General features: G+C 48.6%; 14 protein-coding genes. 13 read left to right on the forward strand and 1 reads right to left on the reverse strand.

From position 1 onward, the window contains the following. A partial coding sequence (locus ACSZLD_RS16285) for a hypothetical protein (protein WP_444685806.1) occupies positions 1 to 1,813 on the reverse strand: 1,813 nt, incomplete at its 3' end. Between the two features lie 309 nt (positions 1,814 to 2,122). Here ACSZLD_RS16285 and ACSZLD_RS16290 point away from each other — a divergent pair. From ACSZLD_RS16290 to ACSZLD_RS16350, 13 genes are all read left to right on the forward strand, one after another. Next, positions 2,123 to 3,265, forward strand: coding sequence for a glycosyltransferase family protein (locus ACSZLD_RS16290; RefSeq protein WP_444685807.1), 1,143 nt, complete (start codon positions 2,123 to 2,125; stop codon positions 3,263 to 3,265). Next, on the forward strand, positions 3,255 to 4,046 hold the full coding sequence (locus ACSZLD_RS16295; RefSeq protein ID WP_444685808.1) for a glycosyltransferase family 2 protein: 792 nt from the start codon (positions 3,255 to 3,257) through the stop codon (positions 4,044 to 4,046). The genes ACSZLD_RS16290 and ACSZLD_RS16295 overlap by 11 nt, the downstream gene beginning before the upstream one ends. A 4-nt stretch (positions 4,047 to 4,050) precedes the next feature. Further along, a complete protein-coding gene (locus ACSZLD_RS16300; RefSeq protein ID WP_444685818.1) occupies positions 4,051 to 4,827 on the forward strand; it encodes an ABC transporter permease in 777 nt (258 codons plus the stop codon). 16 nt (positions 4,828 to 4,843) lie between these two features. After that, positions 4,844 to 6,379 (forward strand): ABC transporter ATP-binding protein, encoded by a 1,536-nt coding sequence (locus ACSZLD_RS16305; protein WP_444685809.1) that lies wholly within the window; start codon positions 4,844 to 4,846, stop codon positions 6,377 to 6,379. Between the two features lie 36 nt (positions 6,380 to 6,415). Continuing rightward, positions 6,416 to 8,206 (forward strand): glycosyltransferase family 2 protein, encoded by a 1,791-nt coding sequence (locus ACSZLD_RS16310; protein WP_444685810.1) that lies wholly within the window; start codon positions 6,416 to 6,418, stop codon positions 8,204 to 8,206. Positions 8,207 to 8,218: 12 nt separating this feature from the next. Then, complete coding sequence (locus tag ACSZLD_RS16315) at positions 8,219 to 9,430, forward strand: ATP-grasp fold amidoligase family protein (protein WP_377910410.1); 1,212 nt, start codon at positions 8,219 to 8,221, stop codon at positions 9,428 to 9,430. Then, complete coding sequence (locus ACSZLD_RS16320; RefSeq protein WP_444685811.1) at positions 9,427 to 10,971, forward strand: hypothetical protein; 1,545 nt, start codon at positions 9,427 to 9,429, stop codon at positions 10,969 to 10,971. Before ACSZLD_RS16315 ends, ACSZLD_RS16320 begins: the two co-directional genes overlap by 4 nt. 4 nt (positions 10,972 to 10,975) lie before the next feature. Then, positions 10,976 to 12,517 carry an ATP-binding protein gene (locus tag ACSZLD_RS16325; protein ID WP_444685812.1) on the forward strand — a complete coding sequence of 514 codons (1,542 nt, stop codon included), beginning with the start codon at positions 10,976 to 10,978 and terminating at the stop codon, positions 12,515 to 12,517. A gap of 25 nt (positions 12,518 to 12,542) precedes the next feature. After that, entirely contained in the window at positions 12,543 to 14,135 is a 1,593-nt protein-coding gene (locus ACSZLD_RS16330) for an acylphosphatase (RefSeq protein ID WP_444685813.1), read from the forward strand. 5 nt (positions 14,136 to 14,140) lie between these two features. Continuing rightward, positions 14,141 to 15,829, forward strand: a complete 1,689-nt coding sequence (locus ACSZLD_RS16335; protein WP_444685814.1) for a glycoside hydrolase family protein — start codon at positions 14,141 to 14,143, stop codon at positions 15,827 to 15,829. Positions 15,830 to 15,865: 36 nt separating this feature from the next. After that, positions 15,866 to 18,001 (forward strand): sugar-transfer associated ATP-grasp domain-containing protein, encoded by a 2,136-nt coding sequence (locus ACSZLD_RS16340; protein WP_444685815.1) that lies wholly within the window; start codon positions 15,866 to 15,868, stop codon positions 17,999 to 18,001. Between the two features lie 156 nt (positions 18,002 to 18,157). Next, the gene (locus ACSZLD_RS16345; RefSeq protein WP_444685816.1) at positions 18,158 to 19,231 is read left to right on the forward strand and encodes a YheC/YheD family protein; all 1,074 of its coding nucleotides are present in this window, start codon (positions 18,158 to 18,160) and stop codon (positions 19,229 to 19,231) included. A 332-nt stretch (positions 19,232 to 19,563) separates the two neighbouring features. Beyond that, positions 19,564 to 20,857: peptidoglycan-binding domain-containing protein (locus ACSZLD_RS16350; RefSeq protein WP_444685817.1), on the forward strand; the 1,294-nt coding region annotated here is incomplete at its 3' end.

Consider the following 20,857-nt stretch of genomic DNA (forward strand, 5'->3'; position numbering starts at 1 on the left):
CGGTTAAATCGTACTTGAGTTCACGGATGTACTCGCCGCGCGCGCCATCGTAGAACTCCCCGATACGTGTCGTTGTGGAGTCGTTCTCTGCTGAGAACATCGAGAACGCGGAAAACGTTGCTTCTTCCTCAACGGAGTCTTCTTCATTAGAGTCTTCCAGTCCATCTTCAGAAGATACGCCCTCTTCAGCGCTTTCCTCTTCTTCAAGAGCGTCTTCTTCGTTGGAGTCTTCCAGTCCGTCTTCAGAAGCGGCGTCCTCTTCGGAGCTTTCGTCTTCCTCAAGAGCGTCTTCTTCGTTGGAGTCTTCCAATCCATCTTCAGAAGCGGCGTCCTCTTCGGAGCTTTCGTCTTCCTCAAGGGCATCTTCTTCGTTGGAGTCTTCCAATCCGTCTTCAGAAGCAGCGTCCTCTTCAGAGCTTTCGTCTTCTTCAAGAGCGTTTTCTTCGTTGGAATCTTCGAGCCCGTCTTCAGAAGTTACATCCTCTTCGGAGCTTTCGTCTTCTTCAAGAGCGTCTTCTTCGTTAGAGTCTTCGAGCCCGTCTTCAGAAGTTACATCCTCTTCGGAGCTTTCGTCTTCCTCAAGAGCGTCTTCTTCGTTGGAGTCTTCCAATCCATCTTCAGAAGCGGCGTCCTCTTCGGAGCTTTCGTCTTCCTCAAGGGCATCTTCTTCGTTGGAGTCTTCCAATCCGTCTTCAGAAGCAGCGTCCTCTTCAGAAGCAGCGTCCTCTTCAGAGCTTTCGTCTTCTTCAAGAGCGTTTTCTTCGTTGGAATCTTCGAGCCCGTCTTCAGAAGTTACATCCTCTTCGGAGCTTTCGTCTTCTTCAAGAGCGTCTTCTTCGTTAGAGTCTTCGAGCCCGTCTTCAGAAGTTACATCCTCTTCGGAGCTTTCGTCTTCCTCAAGAGCGTCTTCTTCGTTGGAGTCTTCCAATCCATCTTCAGAAGCGGCGTCCTCTTCGGAGCTTTCGTCTTCCTCAAGGGCATCTTCTTCGTTGGAGTCTTCCAATCCATCTTCAGAAGCAGCGTCCTCTTCAGAGCTTTCGTCTTCCTCAAGGGCATCTTCTTCGTTGGAGTCTTCTAATCCATCTTCAGAAGAAACGTCCTCTTCAGAGCTTTCGTCTTCTTCACTATGCTCCTCTTCTAATGAGGCTGCCCACACAGCTTCTGCTGTCGTTTCATTGCCGGCAGGATCGAGGAGGCGGAATGTGACGGTCGTATCTTCGTCTGTTTCCGGGAGTTCCGCTGAGAAGCTGCCGTCTTCTGCTATATCGACGGTGAGTGCGTCAAAAGCGTCTGCCTCAGCTGTGAGCTCAAGGTGTCCGACGTGAAGTCCATAAGCTTCCAGCTCAGAATACGCGGTGCCGCTGCCGGTTTCTTCTTCATCGAGCAGAAGCTCCGGTTGTTCACTGAAGTGAATAAATGAGCCGTACGTCACCTCTTCCTCTTCCATGGAGCCGATGTAGTACCGGCCGTCTTCGAGTTCAAGCTCGACCGTTTCGTCTTCTTCGGTCAGGTCAAAAGACCAGCTGAACCCTTCTTCCTCTTCAGTTACCGCCATCTCTCCCACAAGCCCGTTCTCGTCAAACAGTCCCAGTGCAGCTTCATCAGGAGTCTCTTCAAATGAAATATGTAGCTCTTCTTCAAGCTGCTGGTTGAACAGGGCCGGAGTAACGTCTGCTTCAGCTGTTTCCTGATCCGGAAACAAATCGTTCATCACTTCTTCGGCCGAGCCGGCAGATGCAGGCAGGGCGGAAGTCATAAACAGCAGGGAAGCAAGTCCGGTGATGCCGGCTTTTTTTGCCAGATGTTTCTTCAATCGATCCGCTCCTTTCGTTCGTTTATCAAAGTGCAGTGAATGTCTTGTGTATCTAAGCTGGATTCATTGTTGTGCGCAGTCAGAAATACGGGATATATTTCAGCTACGATAGTAAGTTTATTACATTCGACAAATTAATACATGCGACTTTTCTTGCGATTCTGTGTTGTAATGAACTTGTAACACTAGCACGTATCAATTCGGTTACATTCTCCTGCTAAGGGCAGGAAAATTCCTTTTCCTATGATATAATATGATGTTGGAAAGTTTGCAGCGAACAAAGCTGTACTTTATACGTAGGAGTTTTCTATGAGACATACTGTTAAGGTGCTGCATATGACGACACTGCACCATCCGTTAGATCCGCGAATTTACTATAAACAGTGCGCCTCCCTGAAACGGGCAGGCTATGACGTAACTCTTCTGGCGCCGGTGCCGACTAATACCGAGGAAGGGGATGTGCCGTTTGAGCCGCTTCCGAAGTACTCGAACCGCTGGAAAGGACTCCTTTTCGGAACGGTCCGTGCCTATTTCCGCGCCAAGAAACAGAAGGCGGATATCTACCATATTCACGACCCGGAGCTGCTGCCGGTCGGCTGGCTGCTGAAAAACAAGCGGAATCACGTCATTTATGACATTCACGAAGATTACGAAACTGGCATCGTGCAGCGACAGTACTTCACCAGGCCGGTCCGTCAACTAATTGCATCAGTCTATAAAAAGGTCGAAGCATTTTGCACGCGGCGGATGGAGCTTATTCTTGCCGAGAAATACTACTTGGAAAAATACCCACAAGGTCTTTGCGTATTAAACTATCCGATTTTACAGGAGAAGCTGACAGGCATCGATCGCTCATTTCATCAGGCAGACGGACTTCTTTACACAGGAAACGTAACGAAGGACCGCGGGGCCGTGCAGCACGCAGCGCTTCCGGCACTGGATAAGTCGCTTCAGGTTCATTTGTACGGCTACTGTCCGGAAAGCCTTGCTGCGGAGATGAAGCAGCAAGCAGGAGACGACGAGGGCCGCCTGCACCTGCACGGTGAGGGACGTTACGTACCGAAAGCAGAGATTGATGCGGCTTACGCCCAAAGCGGATGGCTCGCCGGAATCGCCCTGTTTCCGCCAAGCGAGCACTACATGAAAAAAGAGCTGACGAAGTTTTTCGAATACATGGCCGCTGGACTGCCAGTCATTTGTTCGGACTACCCGAAATGGCAGGCGTTTATGGATACATATCAGTGCGGCATCTGCGTGAACCCGGACAATGGGGACGAGATCCGCGATGCGGTCAACTATCTGCGTGAATACCCGGAGGAAGCAAAAGCGATGGGGGAACGCGGCAGGAAAGCCGTGCAGAACTATTTAAACTGGGGTCATGAGGAAAAGAAACTGACGGATTTATATGATAGACTTAACGGAATTGAAGCAGGTGAATACAGTGACAACTAAACAGCCGCTCGTCTCAGTCATCACACCGGCGTACAATGCAGCCGGTGTGATCGGGGACACGATTGAATCTGTACAGAAACAGACGTATACGAACTGGGAAATGCTGATTGTGGACGATTGTTCAACGGACGAAACGCGGGAAATAATCCGCACGTATGCCGCTGAAGACAGCCGCATCCGCCTGATGGAGCTTGTCGTAAACAGCGGGGCAGCCGTCGCGAGAAATACTGCGCTTGAGCAGGCCACCGGAACGTATGCCGCTTTTTTAGACAGCGACGACCAGTGGCTGCCGCATAAAGTAGAGCGGCAGCTCGCCTGGATGCAAAAGTACGGTGCAGCCTTCACGTTTTCGCAGTATTACGTCATTGATAGCGACGGGACGAATCTGGGGCTTGGCGATCTGATCCCGGCACGCGTCGGCTACCGCGATCTGCTGAAGCAGAACATGATCGGCTGTCTAACGGTGATGGTCGATCTGGAGCAGACAGGCCCGCTCAAAATGGTCGATATCCGCACCCGTCAGGACTATGTGCTCTGGCTGGAGCTTTGCCGAAGAGGCTTTACCGCCTACGGTATCAGTGAGCCGCTTGCCGTATACCGCAGGCAGAAAGCATCGATTTCGAGTGATAAGAAAAAGATGGCGAAGCAGAACTGGAAAGTCTACCGGGATATAGAAAAACTAAATCTGCTCGCAAGCAGCTACTATTTTATGCATTATGCGTGTAACAAATGGAAAAAATACCGACGTGCGTCAACGTCAGGAAACGGCGGTGTCAAGTAACGTGATGCGACAATATATGGATGAAATTATGAAACGAAAGGATCTGATCGTTTATTTGATCAAATCCGGACTGAAAGCAGAGCACCGAAACAGCTATCTCGGCTACTTCTGGTGGCTGCTTGACCCGCTTCTCGGCGTGGTCGTTTACTACTTCCTGATCAGCTTTATTCTCGGGCGCGGCGGCGAAAACTTTGCCGTATTCCTCGTCATTGGACTCGTGTCCTGGCGCTGGACGAATACCGTGATTAACAGCTCGGCACGCTCGATTTTGCGCTATTCCTCGATCATTAACCAGGTGTACCTGCCGAAGTCGATTTTTCCGATCACCAGAACCTTTTCACAAATGGTGAACTTTTCGTTCGGCCTCGTCATCGTGGCGATTTTTCTCGTCGTCTTTGGCGTCATGCCGGGCTGGCAGGCGATCTATCTGCCGATTATTATTATCGTACAGCTCGTATTTCTGCTTGCGATCGGCTTGTTTCTCGCGTACATATCCGTTTTTATCCGGGATATTGAAAACCTGCTCACGCACGTAACGCGAATTTTATTCTACTCGTCCCCGATTATCTGGGAGGGCGGCCGTCTTCCGGACGAGTATCAGTGGGTGGTCGACATCAATCCAATCGCCCACATCGTTAATTCATACCGGGACGTGCTGATGTACCAGCAGTCACCAAACTTTTTTGCACTGTCGATTATTCTCGGCGTGTCCGCGCTGCTCGTCTATGGACTGCTTGCTTATTACAGCCGTAACGAGTACAAAATCATTAAGGCACTTTAAATGAGGGTGTGACTACATGAGTGACAACAAGGCACCGGAAAACCGCGAAGTCGTGATCGAAGCAAACGATCTCGGCGTGAAGTTTCATTCCGGCAACCGCACCGACGACTATAAATCCTTTGCGCTCCGTTTTATTAAGCGGGAAAAGGATCCGGATGCCGGAGAAGAATTTTGGCCGCTGCGGAATTTGAGCTTCAAAGGCTACAAAGGCGAAATTCTCGGCATTATCGGCTCAAACGGATCCGGCAAAACGACGATTTGCAAAATGCTTTCCGGCATTCTGGAAAAAGATGAAGGAGAGCTGACGGTGAATGGCCGCGTCTCTGCTCTGTTTTCCATGGGTATGGGCTTTGATAAAGAGTTAACCGGCAGGGAGAATGCTTATTTAAACGGGATGATGCTCGGTATTTCCAAGCACCGCATCAATGAATTCATCGACGACATTCACGAGTTTTCGGGACTGGGGAAGTTTCTCGACCGTCCTACTAAAACGTACTCCAGCGGAATGAAGGCACGTCTCGGATTCAGCGTCGCCGCTCACCTGGAGCCGGAAATTCTCATTCTTGATGAAGCACTCAACACCGGTGACGCAGCTTTCGGGCAGCGGGCTGCCGAAAAGATGAAAGAGCTCGTGGAAAAAGCCAAGATGGTTATTCTCGTGACGCACAGCCTGAAATACGCGCGCCGCAACTGTGACCGGCTCATCTGGCTCGATAAAGGCGTGATCCGCGCAGACGGTGATCCGAAGCGCGTCACGAACCTGTACAAGGAATCGGTACCGGAGCGGAAGCCGCGTGCGCAAAAAAGGCTCGACATTGAGAAAACGCAGACGACGATCAAAGACCAGACGATTGTGCGGGCTGACAATATCGGCGTCCGTTATGACGTCAATAAAGAGGAATTCTGGGCCTTGAAAGAGAATTCATTCACGATCAAGGAAGGCGAAGTCGTCGGCATCATCGGTCATAACGGGGCTGGGAAAAGCACGCTTTGCAAGCTGATGACGAATATTCTTACCCCTGATGAAGGAAAGCTTGAGCTGCACGGCGAAACAACATCACTTCTCGGATACGGCACCGGCTTTAACACGCAGCTGACCGGCCGGGATAACATTTACTTAAACGGCATGCTGCTCGGCATTCCGAAAAAGAAGATCGATGAAGACTACGAGCAAATCGTCGACTTTTCCGGGATCCGCAGGGCGATTGACAAGCCGGTGAAGAACTACTCAAGCGGTATGCAGGCTCGGCTCGGCTTCAGCATAGCCGCGACGCTCAAGCCGGACATTTTCATTCTTGATGAAGCGCTCTCAACCGGTGACATTGCCTTCAAGCAGAAAGCGAGTGAAAAAATCCAGGAAATGATCGAGATGGCGAAGTGCGTCATCATCGTATCGCACAGCATGGGCTTTGTGGAGAAAATATGCACGCGTGCGATCTGGATGGACCAGGGGAAGATTTTATACGACGGCGATCCGAAAGAGGCCATCGCCCGCTACAAGGATAAGTACAACGTGCAAAAGAAGACGAGACTGAAACCGCGGAGCTCCTGATGCCGCGCCATTCCATGAAAGCAGGTGACCCGATTCATGAATAAACTGCAGACGATGAAAAAACGCGTCAGTGCCAACCTGACGAAAGAGCAGAAGGACAAACTGAAGCAGGTCGTTCCATTTCTTGGACTTCCAACAGCAAAAGTGGAAACGCTCAAATGGAAGCTTAACAATCTCGGCTTCACGGAGCGGGCGCTTCACGATCTGGAAGCGCTGCATGAAAAGACGAAGCGTCCTGCACTGAAGCGCTATGCGGCCTTCGAGCTGGCGCTCTGGCACGTGAATCAGTACACGAAAGAAGGAGCAGAAAAAGCACTCGACTACCTGCTCGACATGCTGCAGACGGAGGAGGCGGAAGAGAAGATCCGCCGCGCGTCGATTCTGGCTGCAGAAGCGATGCTGCAGCTTGGCACACGCGACCGGGCTGAAGCTGTTCTGGATGCGCTTATCAAAAAGAAGCCGCATCCGGATCTGTATTTGGCGCGTGCAAATACCATAAAAGACACAGAAGCTCGTATTCCATATTTAAATAAGGTGCTCAGTGACGCAGGTTTAATGAAAATTCAGCTCGACCCAGCTGTTCGCAATCAGCTGTCCGCATACGACGCCCTCGAGCCGCGCGCGAAAAAGCAGCTCGTCAACCAGCCGGCGCTTGAGGACACGAAAGTAACCGTGCTCGTGCCTGTATACCACGCGGAAGCGACGCTCAAGACAGCGATTCATTCGCTGCAGGCGCAGACGTGGACGAACCTGGAGATTCTTATCATTGATGATGCTTCCTCCGACGGTACAGTCGAAGCAGCAGAAGCTTTTGCAAAAGAAGATAAACGGATTAAGGTGCTGCAGGTGGAGCAGAATGGCGGGCCTTACGCCGCCCGTAATCTGGCATTGAAACAGGCGACCGGCACCTTTGTCACGGTAAACGATGCCGATGACTGGTCGCATCCTGAAAAAATCGAAAAGCAGGTGCTGCATCTGCTGGAGAACGAGGACGTTGTAGCCAACATGTCACAGCAGGCACGCATGTTTGAAGATCTGTCCCTGCACCGCCGCGCCCGTCCTGGAGAATACCTGTTTAACAACATGTCATCGTTTATGTTCCGCAGAGAGCGCGTACTCGAAAAACTCGGTTCATGGGACCGTGTGCGCTTTGCAGCAGACTCTGAATTTATTTTCCGCTGCCGGCGCTTGTTCGGCGAGCAGTCCGTCGTAGAGCTTGCGACCGGACCGCTTTCCTTCCAGCGCCAGTCCGATCAGTCGCTCACAGGCAACGAAGCGTTCGGGCTGCCTAACTACAAAATGGGCGCCCGCCGCGAATATGAAATGGCGCACGACTATCATCATAAAAACGCAGGCACGCTCTACTACGATCCGGAGCAGACAGAGCGTCCGTTTTCCGTACCGGAGCCAATGCGTCCAGAGCGGGAAGCAAAAGAAGACGGCTGGCGGGAATTTGACGTCGTATTTGCGGCTGATTTCCGTTCCGAAGATGCGCTTGCCACTGACGAGCTGAAGGCAGCTGAAGCAGAGAAAAAGCGAATCGGCTTCGTTTTGCTGTACCGCTATGACAGCTCGCCGTTTACGCACGTGCATGCGCGCTGGCGAAAGCTGATCAACAACGGCGCGGTGGAAATGCTCGTTTACGGAGAGAAAATACGTGCCGGCGAAGTCCGATTTACCGACACAGAAGCCCTGCTGGAAAAGCAGCGATTTGTACCGCTCATGGAAGCCCAACAAGCGGTTGTAACCGGCAAAGCGGCTGATAAGGCCGCAGTGGAAGCAGCAGTGCGCCGGCTGACCGGTACGGCACCTGAATGGAAGCAGTAAAGGAGGGGTTTTGTGAGTCAATCTCCGCTTTCGCGTCTTCGAGCGCGCTTATTAGGCAGCAAGATGACGCGTCTCGAGCAGGAAAACCAAAAGCTGCGTGAGCAGGTATACAAGCAGAAAACGCCTGCACCCAAAGCGCTCCCGGATGAGATGAACGATCTTGCCCGTGTCCGTGAAACGGTGCGGGAGTCGTACCGGGAAGGCACGCTGATGGAGCTCGCGCAGGAGCTGGCGGCAAAGAAGCAGCTGCATGACCGCTTCAGCATAGAAGCGATGCTGGAAGCGCTCCGTCAGGCGGCCAGGGAAGGAACCGCAGCAGAAGACCAGATGCGTCAACTGCTGCTTCCTGCGTTTTCTGCTGCGGAACTGCCGGAGCGATTTGCACGCGGAATTGAGCATCGTACCATTCCATCTCTTGAGCCGCTCTCCTCTTTTCGCGGCCAGCTGACAGCACGGACGAGGCGGCTGCAAAAGGGTCACGCTCTGCCGGAATGGACAGTGGACCATAAGGAGAAGGCTTATAAGCTTGCTCGCTCGCTCGATATTGCCGTGCCGGAGGTGCTCGCAACGTCCGTACCGCTTGAACAGCTGACGCTCGCCCCCGGAACCGTCGTAAAACCGGCAGATGGGGCAGGCGGGCGCGGAGTTTACGTACTCCGTGCGGAAGATGACATTTTAAACGTGAAAACGTCTGAGGTGCTCCCCTCTCTGGAGGCACTTCGCCGCGAGCTGGAGCAAGATTTAGCGGGCGGTCGCGTTGCTGAGGACAGCTGGAACGTCGAGAAAGTCTATTATGCGGATAAAGACACGAAAGAGCCGGCACGCGATATGAAGTGCTACACGTTTTACGGAAAAACAGTTCTTATTTTGGAGATTTCCCGCAGTCCGAAAACGGCTTACTGCTGGTGGACGCCGGAAGGGGAGCCAATTGAGACGGGTAAGTATACCGGTCAGCTCATGGATGGCGACGGACCGGATCTACGGGCGCTTGAAGCTGCGTCCAGACTTGGAAAAGCCATTCCGGCCCCGTTTTGCCGGTTTGATTTTCTGCAGACGACCGATGGCCTTTTATTTGGCGAATGCACGCCAAAGCCCGGCAACTATGATCAGTTCGACGCCGCAACCGACAGAGCGCTCGGGGAAGCGTTTTTGGAAGCTGAAGAAGCGCTCATGCATGATTTACTGAACGGAGAGCGTTACATACATTGGAGGAATTTGCTATGAACCCGGCACAATGGCCGCCCCACCTTCCTGCAGCTGTCGTTCATCAGGCGCAAGGACCGCTGTTATGCGGATACTTGATCGCGCTGGAAGGCTGGCGGCGCGGACTGACACTTCAGTTTCATGCTCATAAAAGTCAGGCGTTTGCTTATATTCCTTTTTGGTATTCGCACCGTCCCGGCAGGCTGTTTACGCTGTCGGATGGAAAACGAACGGTCCGCTTTTTCCGTTCTCGAGGTGATGGTGTCTCACGTGAAGCAGTCGAAGCGGGAGCCGACAAAACGCGCACAAAGCAGTACCTGCATCAGGCAGACGTTCCGGCTCCGCGCGGCAGTCTGCTGGAATCGGAAGCTGATCTTGCAGTCGAAGCAGCAAAGCTTGCAGGTCCGTTCGTGCTGAAAGTCAATGACGGCAGCTTCGGACGCGGCGTGCGGACGAATCTTTCCGCAGACGAGCTCGCCGGAGTATACCGGGAGCTGCAACAGGAGCACCCTGGGGAACCTGTTCTTCTCGAAGAGCACATTGAAGGGCCGGAGTACCGGCTGTACGTCGTTGGTGAACACGTAGCAGGAGCCGTCCGGCGGGATCCGGCATCGGTAACCGGCGATGGCAATGCGACAATCGAGGAGCTCATTGCGCGTAAAAACGGCGAACGGCGCAGTAACCCACGTCTTGCGACGGCGCTGATCAAACTCGATGCCGCCGTGGAAGCTATGCTGCAGGGGCAGGGACTGAAGCTGGATAGCCGTCCTCCTGCAGGTCAGGTCGTCGCGCTTCGGACGCAAAGCAACGTTTCACTAGGAGGCGATCCAGTGGACGTACTGAATCAGCTTCCTGATGACATGAAGCAGACGGCCGTCCGCGCGCTTCAGGCATTTCCCGAGTTTCCGCACGGCGGGGTCGATATCATTCATTCAAATGAGCGCGGCCCCGTTGTGCTCGAAGTGAACCCAACTGCTCAAATCGCCCTGATGGTGTTTCCGATGCACGGGAAAGGTCGCGACATTCCAAAGGCAATTGTCGATTACTATTTTCCAGAAACGAAACAGCATACTCGGGCGTCTCACGCGTACTTTCACCTTCAGGACAGCCTGATGGCACTTGAAACCGGGGCGGCATCCGTCTCTGAAGTGCCGGACTGTCCATCAGAGGAGCCGCAGGGGATACACTGGGTCATAGAGAAGCCGCTGCATGCAGCGGAACGGCATCAGATCTATGTGGAAGCGATGGAAAGAAGGCTTACCGGCTGGTTGAAGCCGAAAGGGGTGGACCGCTGGCACGTATTCGCAGCTGGAGACGAAGCGGAGGCATTCGGAGCCTCGCTTCCTGATGCCAAAGAAGCCGGCAGGGGCCCGGCGTTTATCACACCTGCCTTCCGCGTATATGAGAGCCGGGAAGAGCTGCTCCGGGATCAGGCAGAGGTAACGACTTTGATAAACCGGACAGCTGCCGCAAGGCGTCGGACGGAACAGACGCTGAAGCTGCTGCGGACAACCGCGGGGCTTCCTGGGAAGCTGAAGCTGCTCTCAAAGAGGGGGACGTAACGAGATGAAACAAACGAAGCCGGTCTGGCTCCCGCACTTAACTGATGCGGTTCCGCTTGCGGCGAAGGATAAAAAAATCAGTCTCTATACGATCGCTCTTGAAGGCTGGCGCCGGGGACTCGAGCTGACGTTCTGGTCGATCCGCGGCGAGGACGGCGAATTTCAGCTGCGCTATCAGCTCTCAGATGGCTCAAACGTGCATCAGTTTCAAGGATCAAAAGGCGACCGGATCACCGATGAAGCAGAGGCGATCTGTGACGATAAATCGCGGACGAACGAGGCAATGCGGGCACATGGCGTTCCGGTTCCTCACGGAAAAACCTTCACGGAAGCAGCAACGGATGAAGCAGTTATCGCGTATGCCAAAGATAAAGGCTTTCCGCTTGTGTTAAAGCCGACGAACGCCTCCGGCGGCAAAGGTGTCATCGTGAACATTCGCGATGAGGCGTCGTTTCAAAAAGCCGTTACCTACGTGCGGCAGGAGCTGGGTTTAAAGCACGTGATCGTCGAGCAGTTTGTCGAGGGAGAAGAATGCCGCGTCATGGTGCTGGACGGAAAAGTGCTCGGCGCCGTGCAGCGCCGTCCGGCCAGTGTCACTGGGGACGGAAAGCGCTCCATTGCAAAACTGATTGAGCAAAAGAACGAAGACCGGCGGGAGGTGCCGCATTTATACCACCGCCCGATCAAGCTCGACCGTCATTTTTACACGACGATGCACGCTTCAGACTGGACGCTCAGAACGGTTCCGAAAGCCGGGGAAACGATCGTCGTCAAACGCGTCAGCAACATTTCAGCAGGAGGCGATCCGGTTGACGTAACCGACCTGCTCTCAGAAAAAATAAAAGAAACTGCGATCCGTGCCGCAGAAGCGGTTCCCGGACTGCCTCATTGTGGTGTAGACTTAATGGTGGACCCGGACTGGAAGGAAGCAGTCGTGATCGAAGTGAACACGAAGCCGGGCCTTGGCTCACACCTGTTTCCAATCACCGGGACGAGCCGCGATGTGCCGAGAGCGCTGATCGACTTTTATTTCCCAGCCTCAGCAAACGCACCGCGCAGTGATCACGTCTATTTTGATCTCGGTCCCATCGAAGCGGCCGTAAAAGCAGCCGGAGCCTCGCGTATCACAGTAGCGCCCGCTCCCAAACAGACAGGCACCATCCAGCAGTCGTTTACCTGTGAAGGAGCATTAAAGCAACAAAAGCATCAGCTGGAGCGCTTGATGAAAGAGCTCACGTTGTATGGCACGGTCAGCTTGTTGAAAAATAAGACGCTTACTGCGACGCTCCTCGGCACACCAGAGGATCTGCAGGCAGTAAAGCAGCGGCTTAAAGAGTCGGGTACGGTCACCGCTGAAGAAAGCAGCAGGATGATCGCGGCAGAGTTTGTTTGGCATGATGATACACGACCTTCCTTTGTGGAGGCCTATATAAAACGAAGACAGCTGCTGGAAGAGTGGAAGCTTGAAGAAAAAGCAGCAGCGCGGACGGCTCGCGAAGCATCCGGTATCCGCACGAGACTGAAGACACGATTCGGCAGACGATAAGCTGCCCGGACAGGAGGAACCCAACGTGATACAGGAAACAACCTATCAATGGCTCCCGCACTTAGAAGGAGCCGTACCGAAAGCAGGGCAGGGAAAACGGATCAGTACCTATACCGTCGCACTGGAAGGCTGGCGCCGCGGCATCCGTCTCCGCTTTTACCGCGAATTTGATGAAGAAATGAAGCTGAAAGTCCGCTATTCGCTGCGGCATAAAAACAAAGAGCATCATTTTGCATTGTCGAAAGGCGATCTCGTGACGGATGAAGCATTTGATATTTGTGACGACAAGGATTTAACGAAGCAGTATTTAACAAAGGCGAATGTACCGACTCCGCAGGGGGCAAAATTTTTAGAGGATGCCTCGAATGAAGACATTCTCGCGTACGGAAACGAGCTTGGCTATCCGCTCGTCTTAAAGCCTGTCAGTGCAAACGGCGGCAAAGGGGTCTTTGCCAACGTCCGTGAAGAACAGGTGTTAAAAGAGGCGATCGAGTACGTACGCGACGAGCTTGGTTACAAAGAAGTTATCATCGAAACGCATATTCCAGGCGAAAAGGAATTCCGCGTCATCGTTCTCGGTGAAAAAGTGCTTGGTGCGATGCACCGCATTCCGGCAAACGTCGTTGGCGACGGTCAGCGCACGATCCGGAAGCTGATCCAGGATAAAAACAAATTCCGCAGTTTGAACCCTCACTTAACGAGCCGGATGATCCGGATTGATAAAGAAGTGCTTTATATGATCGAGCAGGCAGGCTACGAGCTGGATTCGGTTCTCGAAGAAGGCAAGCGCATTTACCTGCGCGTCCAGAGTAACTTGTCAAACGGCGGGGATTCCGTAGACGTAACCGAGGAGCTGTCTCCAGCTCTCGAACGAATTGCGATCGAAGCGACGAAAGCGATCCCGGGGCTTGCTCAAAGCGGCGTGGATATCATCGTTGATGATGAAACCGGGGCAGGCTCCGTCATTGAGGTGAACTCACGTCCGGGGCTTGGCGGCCACTTGTTCCCAATGATCGGAACGCCGCGTGATTTCGCGAAGGCATTTATTGACTTTTATTTCCCGGAAACGGCCGACTATCCGAGATCGAACCTTTATTTCGATTTTGACAACGTGATTGCGCCGATTAAAAGCCGTTCTGCTACGATGGTGGAAGTACCAAAACCGCCAAAGGGAGAGCTTTACGGAAAACTATATACGATTCGGGGTAATGTCCAAGGTGTTGGCTACCGTGCTTGGATTAAACGAGAGGCTCTTATGCGCGACTTGCACGGTTACGCACGGAATGAAGCTGATGGTTCAGTATCCGTAGTAGTTTGTCATCCTAATAAGAAAAAAGTAGATAGTTTTAAAAAAGTCGTGATAGAAGGCCCGGAGCGCGCAGAAGTGGTAGAGGTTGTGGAAGAAGAATGGACAAAGCCAGTGCGTATGGGTTTCACTTCAAAACAAGCGAAAAAGAAATATGGTAAAGGCGACTATCGTCGTCTTTCTAAAACGGAATATAAACGAATCGCGAGAAAATATGATCAGCTTGTTCACAGTACTACTTGGAAAATGACCAAGCCTGTCAGGTTAATGCTGGACATTTTCAAAAAACTGCTGCGTGCAGGAAAGAAGTGATTTGAATGAAACAAGCAGCTAAACAATTGTTTGCAGACATTTTGGAGAAAAATGATGAGTTATCCAATCTGGGATTACAAGATACAAATTACGGTACGTTAGGAGGAAAGTACGTATCGTGGATTGCATTAGCAGATAATAGTGGAAACAGAGCGTTCGTTGTTTATGGTATAGGTGATTCCGTTCAACACGCGGTTAATCATGCCTATACTAGATATATCGCAAACAAACCGTTAAAATTTAAACCGAAACATATGAAACTGGATATTCTCACCGAAGTAACTTCAGAAGAAACATTGAATAAGGGTATTCAAGATCACGTGTATAAACATAATCGCGGCGTTACTGGCATGGCCTTTGGTAGAGATTTGCGCGCTGTCTTTTCACCTCAAGAAGTGGAATGCTATAAAATCGTAGATCAACAAAGTTTGATAACTGAATCTGTGGAAAGAGCATTGTCTTCTCAACTTGGTATTACTGAAAAAGGCTGGAAAGAAGCAGATACCTTATTTAAGTTCAAAACAGAGTCTGTTTATACAAATGGTCAAGAAGCCGTGGCATTAGTTCGGGGCCATCGCGTATTCAAAGAACTGACAAAGGACTCGCTGCTAGAAGCTATTAATCTGGCGAAACATAACTACTTTACCAAAGTAGTGAATGAAAAAGGAAAAATGACTTATATTTACGATCCTGCTCTGAATGAAAAACCGTCGAAGTATAATATTCTCCGCCATGCTGGCACGGTGTATGCAATGCTGGAAACTTACGAAATCGAAGCAGATGAGGAAATACTTCGTAAAGCAGAACTTGCATTAGAATATATTACAGACAAAACAGAAAAAGTCGCTGAAAATAATAACGACACCCTCGTTCTAGTTGAACGGGATGTTAATAAGCTAGGTGGGAATGGTTTATTGATCGTAGCACTTGCTAAACATGCTAAGCTCACAGGCAGCACAAAACATATAGCGACGATGCAAAAGCTTGCAGCGTGGATGACAGATACTCAAAAAGAGAATGGGGATTTCGCCATCCATAAACAAGTGTTCAGCACAAAGAAGGTAACTGATTTCCGATCCAATTTCTATACAGGTGAAGCGATCCTTGCATTAGCCAACCTTTATGATCTGGACGGGAACTCAAAGTGGCTGGACAGTGCAGAGAAAGCCACAGCTTATTTAGTAGAAGAAGTGAATGCTGGAGCTACGCTTGAAAATGTCCAAAGTGACCATTGGCTGCTTTACGGAATAAGAGCTATTAGCAAACACCGTCCTCGTCAAAGTTTTATTGATCATGCAATATTAATGGCAGAATCGATTATGCAAAGCCAGTTCATTGGCGAAAAATATGAAGAGGAATGGCAAGGTGGCTATCCGCCTCAAGAAGGGCTTAACCCAAAATCAGTCCCCAATGCGTGTAAAACGGAAGGGTTGGCAAACGTATACTTTTTAACTGACGATCAGAATATGAAAGAACGATTGTTTAAAACCATTAAGCGGTCGATTCAATTTCAGTTGCAAATGCAAATCCGTCCTGAGAAAGCAATGTTTTTTGAGAAAAAAACACTTTCGACGGGAGCTTTTCACAATAAATTTAAAGCAGTCGAAATTCGCAACGATTTTACACAACATAACATTTCCAGTTCGATTGCACTGTACCATATAATGAATGAAATAGAGAAAGAGACTCTCTAAGAGTCTTTTTTTCTTGATTAAAAAGGAGGACTTATGATGGGGGAAAAACGATTATTTTTTGCTGGTGACTTCTCACTAGGTGATTACTATTTCCGCAAACCAGGTCGTCAACAGAAGTTGAAACAATTGCAATTGACGCCTCATCAATTTGTAAATAACTATCGTAAAGCGGTAGGAGAACCAGACTACTTTTATCTAAACTTAGAAACGGTTTTAATTCCTGACTCAGAAATGATACCCGCTAATAAGCTGCCTAAAAGCAATTGGGATGATGCGGAAAGAACGATTAGTACATTAACAAATATAGGAGTGACACATATAGGGCTTGCAAACGATCAAGTCGCAAAGCATAAAGCTTCTGCTCAGATGATAGATCAGTTGAACCAAAACGGGTTTCAAACTCTTGGATATGGGCTATTATCTAACAAGCTGCCAGAACCAGTCATTCAGACAGGCTCAAAAAACATATACGTCATTTCAGCAATCATTAATGAAACAAATGTCACTAATTTAAAATACAGAGCCACTGAAACAACAACAGGCATTCAAGTACGAACCTTGCGTTCCATACAAAATGAAATCATATCGATAAAGAATGATGATGCAAGAGCATTAGTTATTGTAACTCCCCACTGGATTGGATCTGAGTATACAATTGCTGGAACCAATAAGCATACAACTTCCACAGCACGAACGTTAGCTGAAGCTGGAGCGGACTTCATCATTGGTCATGGTACGCATACAGTTGGAACTGTGGAAAAGCATGCTGGAGCGTTTATTATCTATTCGCTTGGAAATGCTGTTTACAATTCTTTTGGAAAGTATAGTCAACATAGGGCTCTTCCTTACAGTATTGGAGCGCAATTGATCGTGAATGATAATGAAACAAAAGTAAATTTAATTCCTTTTCTTACAGATAATAAGCAATCAGGGTTTCAGGTAAGAAAGCTGCTGAAAAAGGAATCACAGTTTCTTCAAAAACATCTTACCGACAATATAAGTGCAGAAAGCGAGCCGATTCGTTTTCGCGTTACAAAAAATGGAACGATTCAAGTACGTGCTACGGATAATCCATTAGAAAAGTTTGGTGTTCAATCAAAAGGATCGATTTATAAAAAATATGAGCATGCAGGGTTGCTTACACATTTAAATGCAAACCATATCCGAGAAGTGCAGCAGTATTGGAATCACATTTACGGAAGCAACGTTAATGTAACGATCCATGAAGCCTATCGCCATTTAACAGGCTATACAGAGAAAAGACTGGTTCCGTTTACTACCATGAAAGAAGTGTTTATCCCATACTTTAATACACCTAAACATATGAACATGTACAAAGATAAAAATATTTACGATAAACTGATCGACACAAAGAATATGCCAACAACCGTATTAAGACGGATTAAAGGTAACTACTTCAATGCAGAGTATCAGTATTTAACTCCTGAACAGGCGGAATCGGCTTTAAAAGCATACAATGGGGACGTTATTATGAAACCAACCGTAACTAATAATGGCTCTGGAATCACTAAAATAACATCCAAAGACAATGCTTTATTTATAAAGAACGAAGAAACTGATTTAAACCAGATTGAGCAGTTGCTTGGCAACGAATTTATTGCTCAAGAAACGATTCAACAGCATCCGGTGATGGCCAGGCCTCATCCAAGCTCTGTTAACTCGTTGCGGATGGTCACGCTTCGTTGGAATGGAGAGATCCACTACTTACTGACATTTGCCCGGTTTGGAGCAGGAGGAAGCGTGAAGGATAATGCCGGCGCAGGAGGAGTATGCGTAGGCGTATCCGATGATGGAAAACTGCTGAATTATGGAGTAAACGAATATGCTGAAAAATATAGTGAACATCCGACCAGCGGTTATTCGTTCGCAACGGAGACGGCAGTTATTCCAGCATTTGAATCGTATAAGCAATTCGTAAAAGATCTTCATAAACAAATTGCACATCATGATTATATTTCATGGGACATTGCAGTTGGTCAAAAAGGCGAACCTATCTTTATAGAGCTGAACTTCAGTGGAGTAACATGGTTATACCAGCTCGCTTCACAAAAGCCGATCTTTGGAAATTTAACAGAAGAAGTTGTGTCTGAAATATCTTCTTATAAAAATTCGTCAACCTCTAGAAAATATGTTCGACGTTCAACAATTTGACTGGATATAAAATTGAGGTAAAGCACGAGGTTTTGTTTATGTGTTACATTCTGGTCTAAGTTGATTCCCGTCAAAAGGAGCAGACCATCACACTGATGGTCTGCTATAATTAACCGTAAGAATGCGCTTACAAATTAGTGGAGAGGAAGACATGCCATGTTGAAACGATTACTTTCTAGAAGAGGGGTCCAACCATCTTCAACAATCAAAGTAGGTATGCTTCGACGAAGGTCTCGTCCATCGAAATCCGCAAGGTCTGTTGCAGCAGTTAGCGATCATTATGGAATTGAATTCTTTTATTTCAGACCGGAAGATGTCAATATGAAAGAGAAAACGATCAACGGATTCTTTTTAGAAAAAGGGAAATGGATTCGAAAGATAACCCAATACCCTGAAGTCGTTGATAATTCTTTGCCAACGAAAGAAACAGCAGAACTCCACCGTGAATTAGAGGCAAACTGCATCATGACTACCCACAGATTGGGCACCAAAGATGATATTTATCAAATGCTCGAGAAGGACGGCACGTTTCAACACATTTTAATTCCGTATAGGGTGGTAAGTTCGTTAAAGGATATTGACGATTTTTTAGATGTGCATCAAGCAGTTATTCTAAAACCTTCTAAGGGGAATCAAGGTAAAAGTATTTTTGAGGTAGAAAGAACAGAAGAGGGTTATTTACTTTGCTCAGACAGGAGCTCGGAAGAAATTAGCAGATCGGCGATGGAAAAACGAGTAAAGACTCAATTTAAAAAAAGAAACTATTTAGTGCAGCCATTTATTAAATCCCGCACAAAGGAAGACCACCCATTCGATATTCGTATTCACACTAGACGGGCAGAGAATGGAGAATGGAGATGGATTACGTTGCTCCCTCGAATTGGCATGAGCAATGCAATAACGTCGAACGTAAACCAAGGCGGGGCAGTAAGTGAATGGGATTCTTTTTTTGATGTTCAGTTTGGAGAACGTGCTGCAGAGATAAAAGAGAAATTGATTGATATTGCTGAAAATCTTCCGCCTTGTATTCAGCAGTATTATGATTTTCCAATCGATTCAATGGGAATTGATATCGGAATCGAACCCTCTGGTCATATGTGGTTTTTTGAGGTGAATACTTCTCCAGGAACAAAATTTTTTGAATCAGAAATCGCTGAAGCCAGGTGCCAATATTACGAGTATCTAGTTCATACATCAGCAGCAGTACCAGAAGAGGAAAAAGTACAGTGAGATTAATACACTATCGAAGCAGCTAACTGCTTCGATTTTTTAATTTTCTAAATGCAAAATATGATAAGGCGTATCGCTTAAGGAATGTTCAACATTTATAAATGAAATCTAATTATCTACTGTAATTATAAATTTGTTTATTTGATTTTGACTGAAACAGACAAACTTAGTTGCTACATTACATTTAGGTAACATATTCAAGATATTTAACAATAACGATTATATTTTCGTAAAATTAAAGAGAAAAGTAAAAGTAAAAAAGCATAAAAAAGTCTCTTTATAATCTATGACAATTGTCGATATAATTTTCTGAGAAAGGAGCGAGGCATAGTATGAAACAAAAACTAAAAAGCATTACTATCTTTTTTCTTGTGTTTTTGCTGTTGTTTAGTTCGTTTGGAACGGCTCTTGCAGAAGGCAGTAACAGCGAAGAACCGCAGGAAGATGTGCACAAAACAGACGATATCATACACGATCTTACAGAAGAAGAATTCGATGAACACCGATGGAATATCTTCCGTGAACAGCTGATGCTGTATGAATTCGATCCGGAAGCAGAACCATCAGACGAAGCTATATATACGACAGAAGAAGAGCTCGTTACAGCACTTCACCAATTCCAGGCCGATCACGATCTCGAAGAAGCTTCTACATATACAGAAGAAGCCTGGGAGAAGATGAACGAGCTGTTGGAAGAACAGGGGTACCTTCTGTTTATTGGACAAGATAAAGAGGAAACAGCAGAATTAAAGCACCTGTTAAAGGAGCTTGATCCTCACGAGGAACGTTTTCAGGAGGAAGAACTAACGACTTTCTTCGGTATGATAACCGCAGCGGCGGTAAAGAATTACCAGGAGACGAGAGAGCTTACCCCGCACGGAGCAGTCGATGAAGAGACGTATGTACAGCTCTCCGATGAGTGGGCGTTATTCCGCGAAGAGCAGGAAACAGTCAGTGAAGGCGAAGCTGATCTCGACTTGGAAGGCCGTGAAGAAGAAGCAGAAGAAGACGCAGCCCGCGAAGAAGAAGCGGAAAGCGACGAAGAATCTGACCTTGATCCAGAAGAACGAGAAGAAGAAGCAGAAGAAGACGCAGCCCGCGAAGAAGAAGCGGAAAGCGACGAAGAATCTGACCTTGATCCAGAAGAGCGAGAAGAAGAGGCAGAAGAAGACGAGGCCCGCGAAGAAGAAGCGGAGAACGACGAAGAATCTGACCTTGATTCAGAAGAACGAGAAGAAATGATAGAAGAAGACGCAGCCCGCGAAGAAGAAGCGGAGAACGACGAAGAGTCCGGTCTTGATTCGGAGGCTCGTGAAGAAGATACAGAAAAAGACTTCAAAATCAATGAGGAAGATACAGACTACGAAGAAGAAAAAGAAGAGAGTAATCTCGACATAGACTCCAATGAAGAAGATGGCCTTGAGGAAGACGAAAGCTCCGACGAGAACGCTGCTTCTGAAGATGGTTTAGAAAACTTGAACGAAGAAGACGCTCTTAAAGAAGAAGAAACGTTTTCCGCGTTCTCGATGTTCTCAGCAGAGAACGACTCCACAACGACACGTATCGGGGAGTTCTACGATGGCGCGCGCGGCGAGTACATCCGTGAACTCAAGTACGATTTAACCG

Source organism: Alkalicoccus luteus, assembly GCF_052061695.1.
Classification (GTDB): domain Bacteria; phylum Bacillota; class Bacilli; order Bacillales; family Salisediminibacteriaceae; genus Alkalicoccus; species Alkalicoccus luteus.

Coding starts and splice junctions, on each gene's coding strand:
- ACSZLD_RS16290 (WP_444685807.1), top strand. CDS start 2,123: ATGAGACATACTGTTAAGGTGCTGCATATGACGACACTGCACCATCCG.
- ACSZLD_RS16305 (WP_444685809.1), top strand. CDS start 4,844: ATGAGTGACAACAAGGCACCGGAAAACCGCGAAGTCGTGATCGAAGCA.
- ACSZLD_RS16310 (WP_444685810.1), top strand. CDS start 6,416: ATGAATAAACTGCAGACGATGAAAAAACGCGTCAGTGCCAACCTGACG.
- ACSZLD_RS16325 (WP_444685812.1), top strand. CDS start 10,976: ATGAAACAAACGAAGCCGGTCTGGCTCCCGCACTTAACTGATGCGGTT.
- ACSZLD_RS16340 (WP_444685815.1), top strand. CDS start 15,866: ATGGGGGAAAAACGATTATTTTTTGCTGGTGACTTCTCACTAGGTGAT.
- ACSZLD_RS16300 (WP_444685818.1), top strand. CDS start 4,051: ATGCGACAATATATGGATGAAATTATGAAACGAAAGGATCTGATCGTT.
- ACSZLD_RS16345 (WP_444685816.1), top strand. CDS start 18,158: ATGTTGAAACGATTACTTTCTAGAAGAGGGGTCCAACCATCTTCAACA.
- ACSZLD_RS16320 (WP_444685811.1), top strand. CDS start 9,427: ATGAACCCGGCACAATGGCCGCCCCACCTTCCTGCAGCTGTCGTTCAT.
- ACSZLD_RS16335 (WP_444685814.1), top strand. CDS start 14,141: ATGAAACAAGCAGCTAAACAATTGTTTGCAGACATTTTGGAGAAAAAT.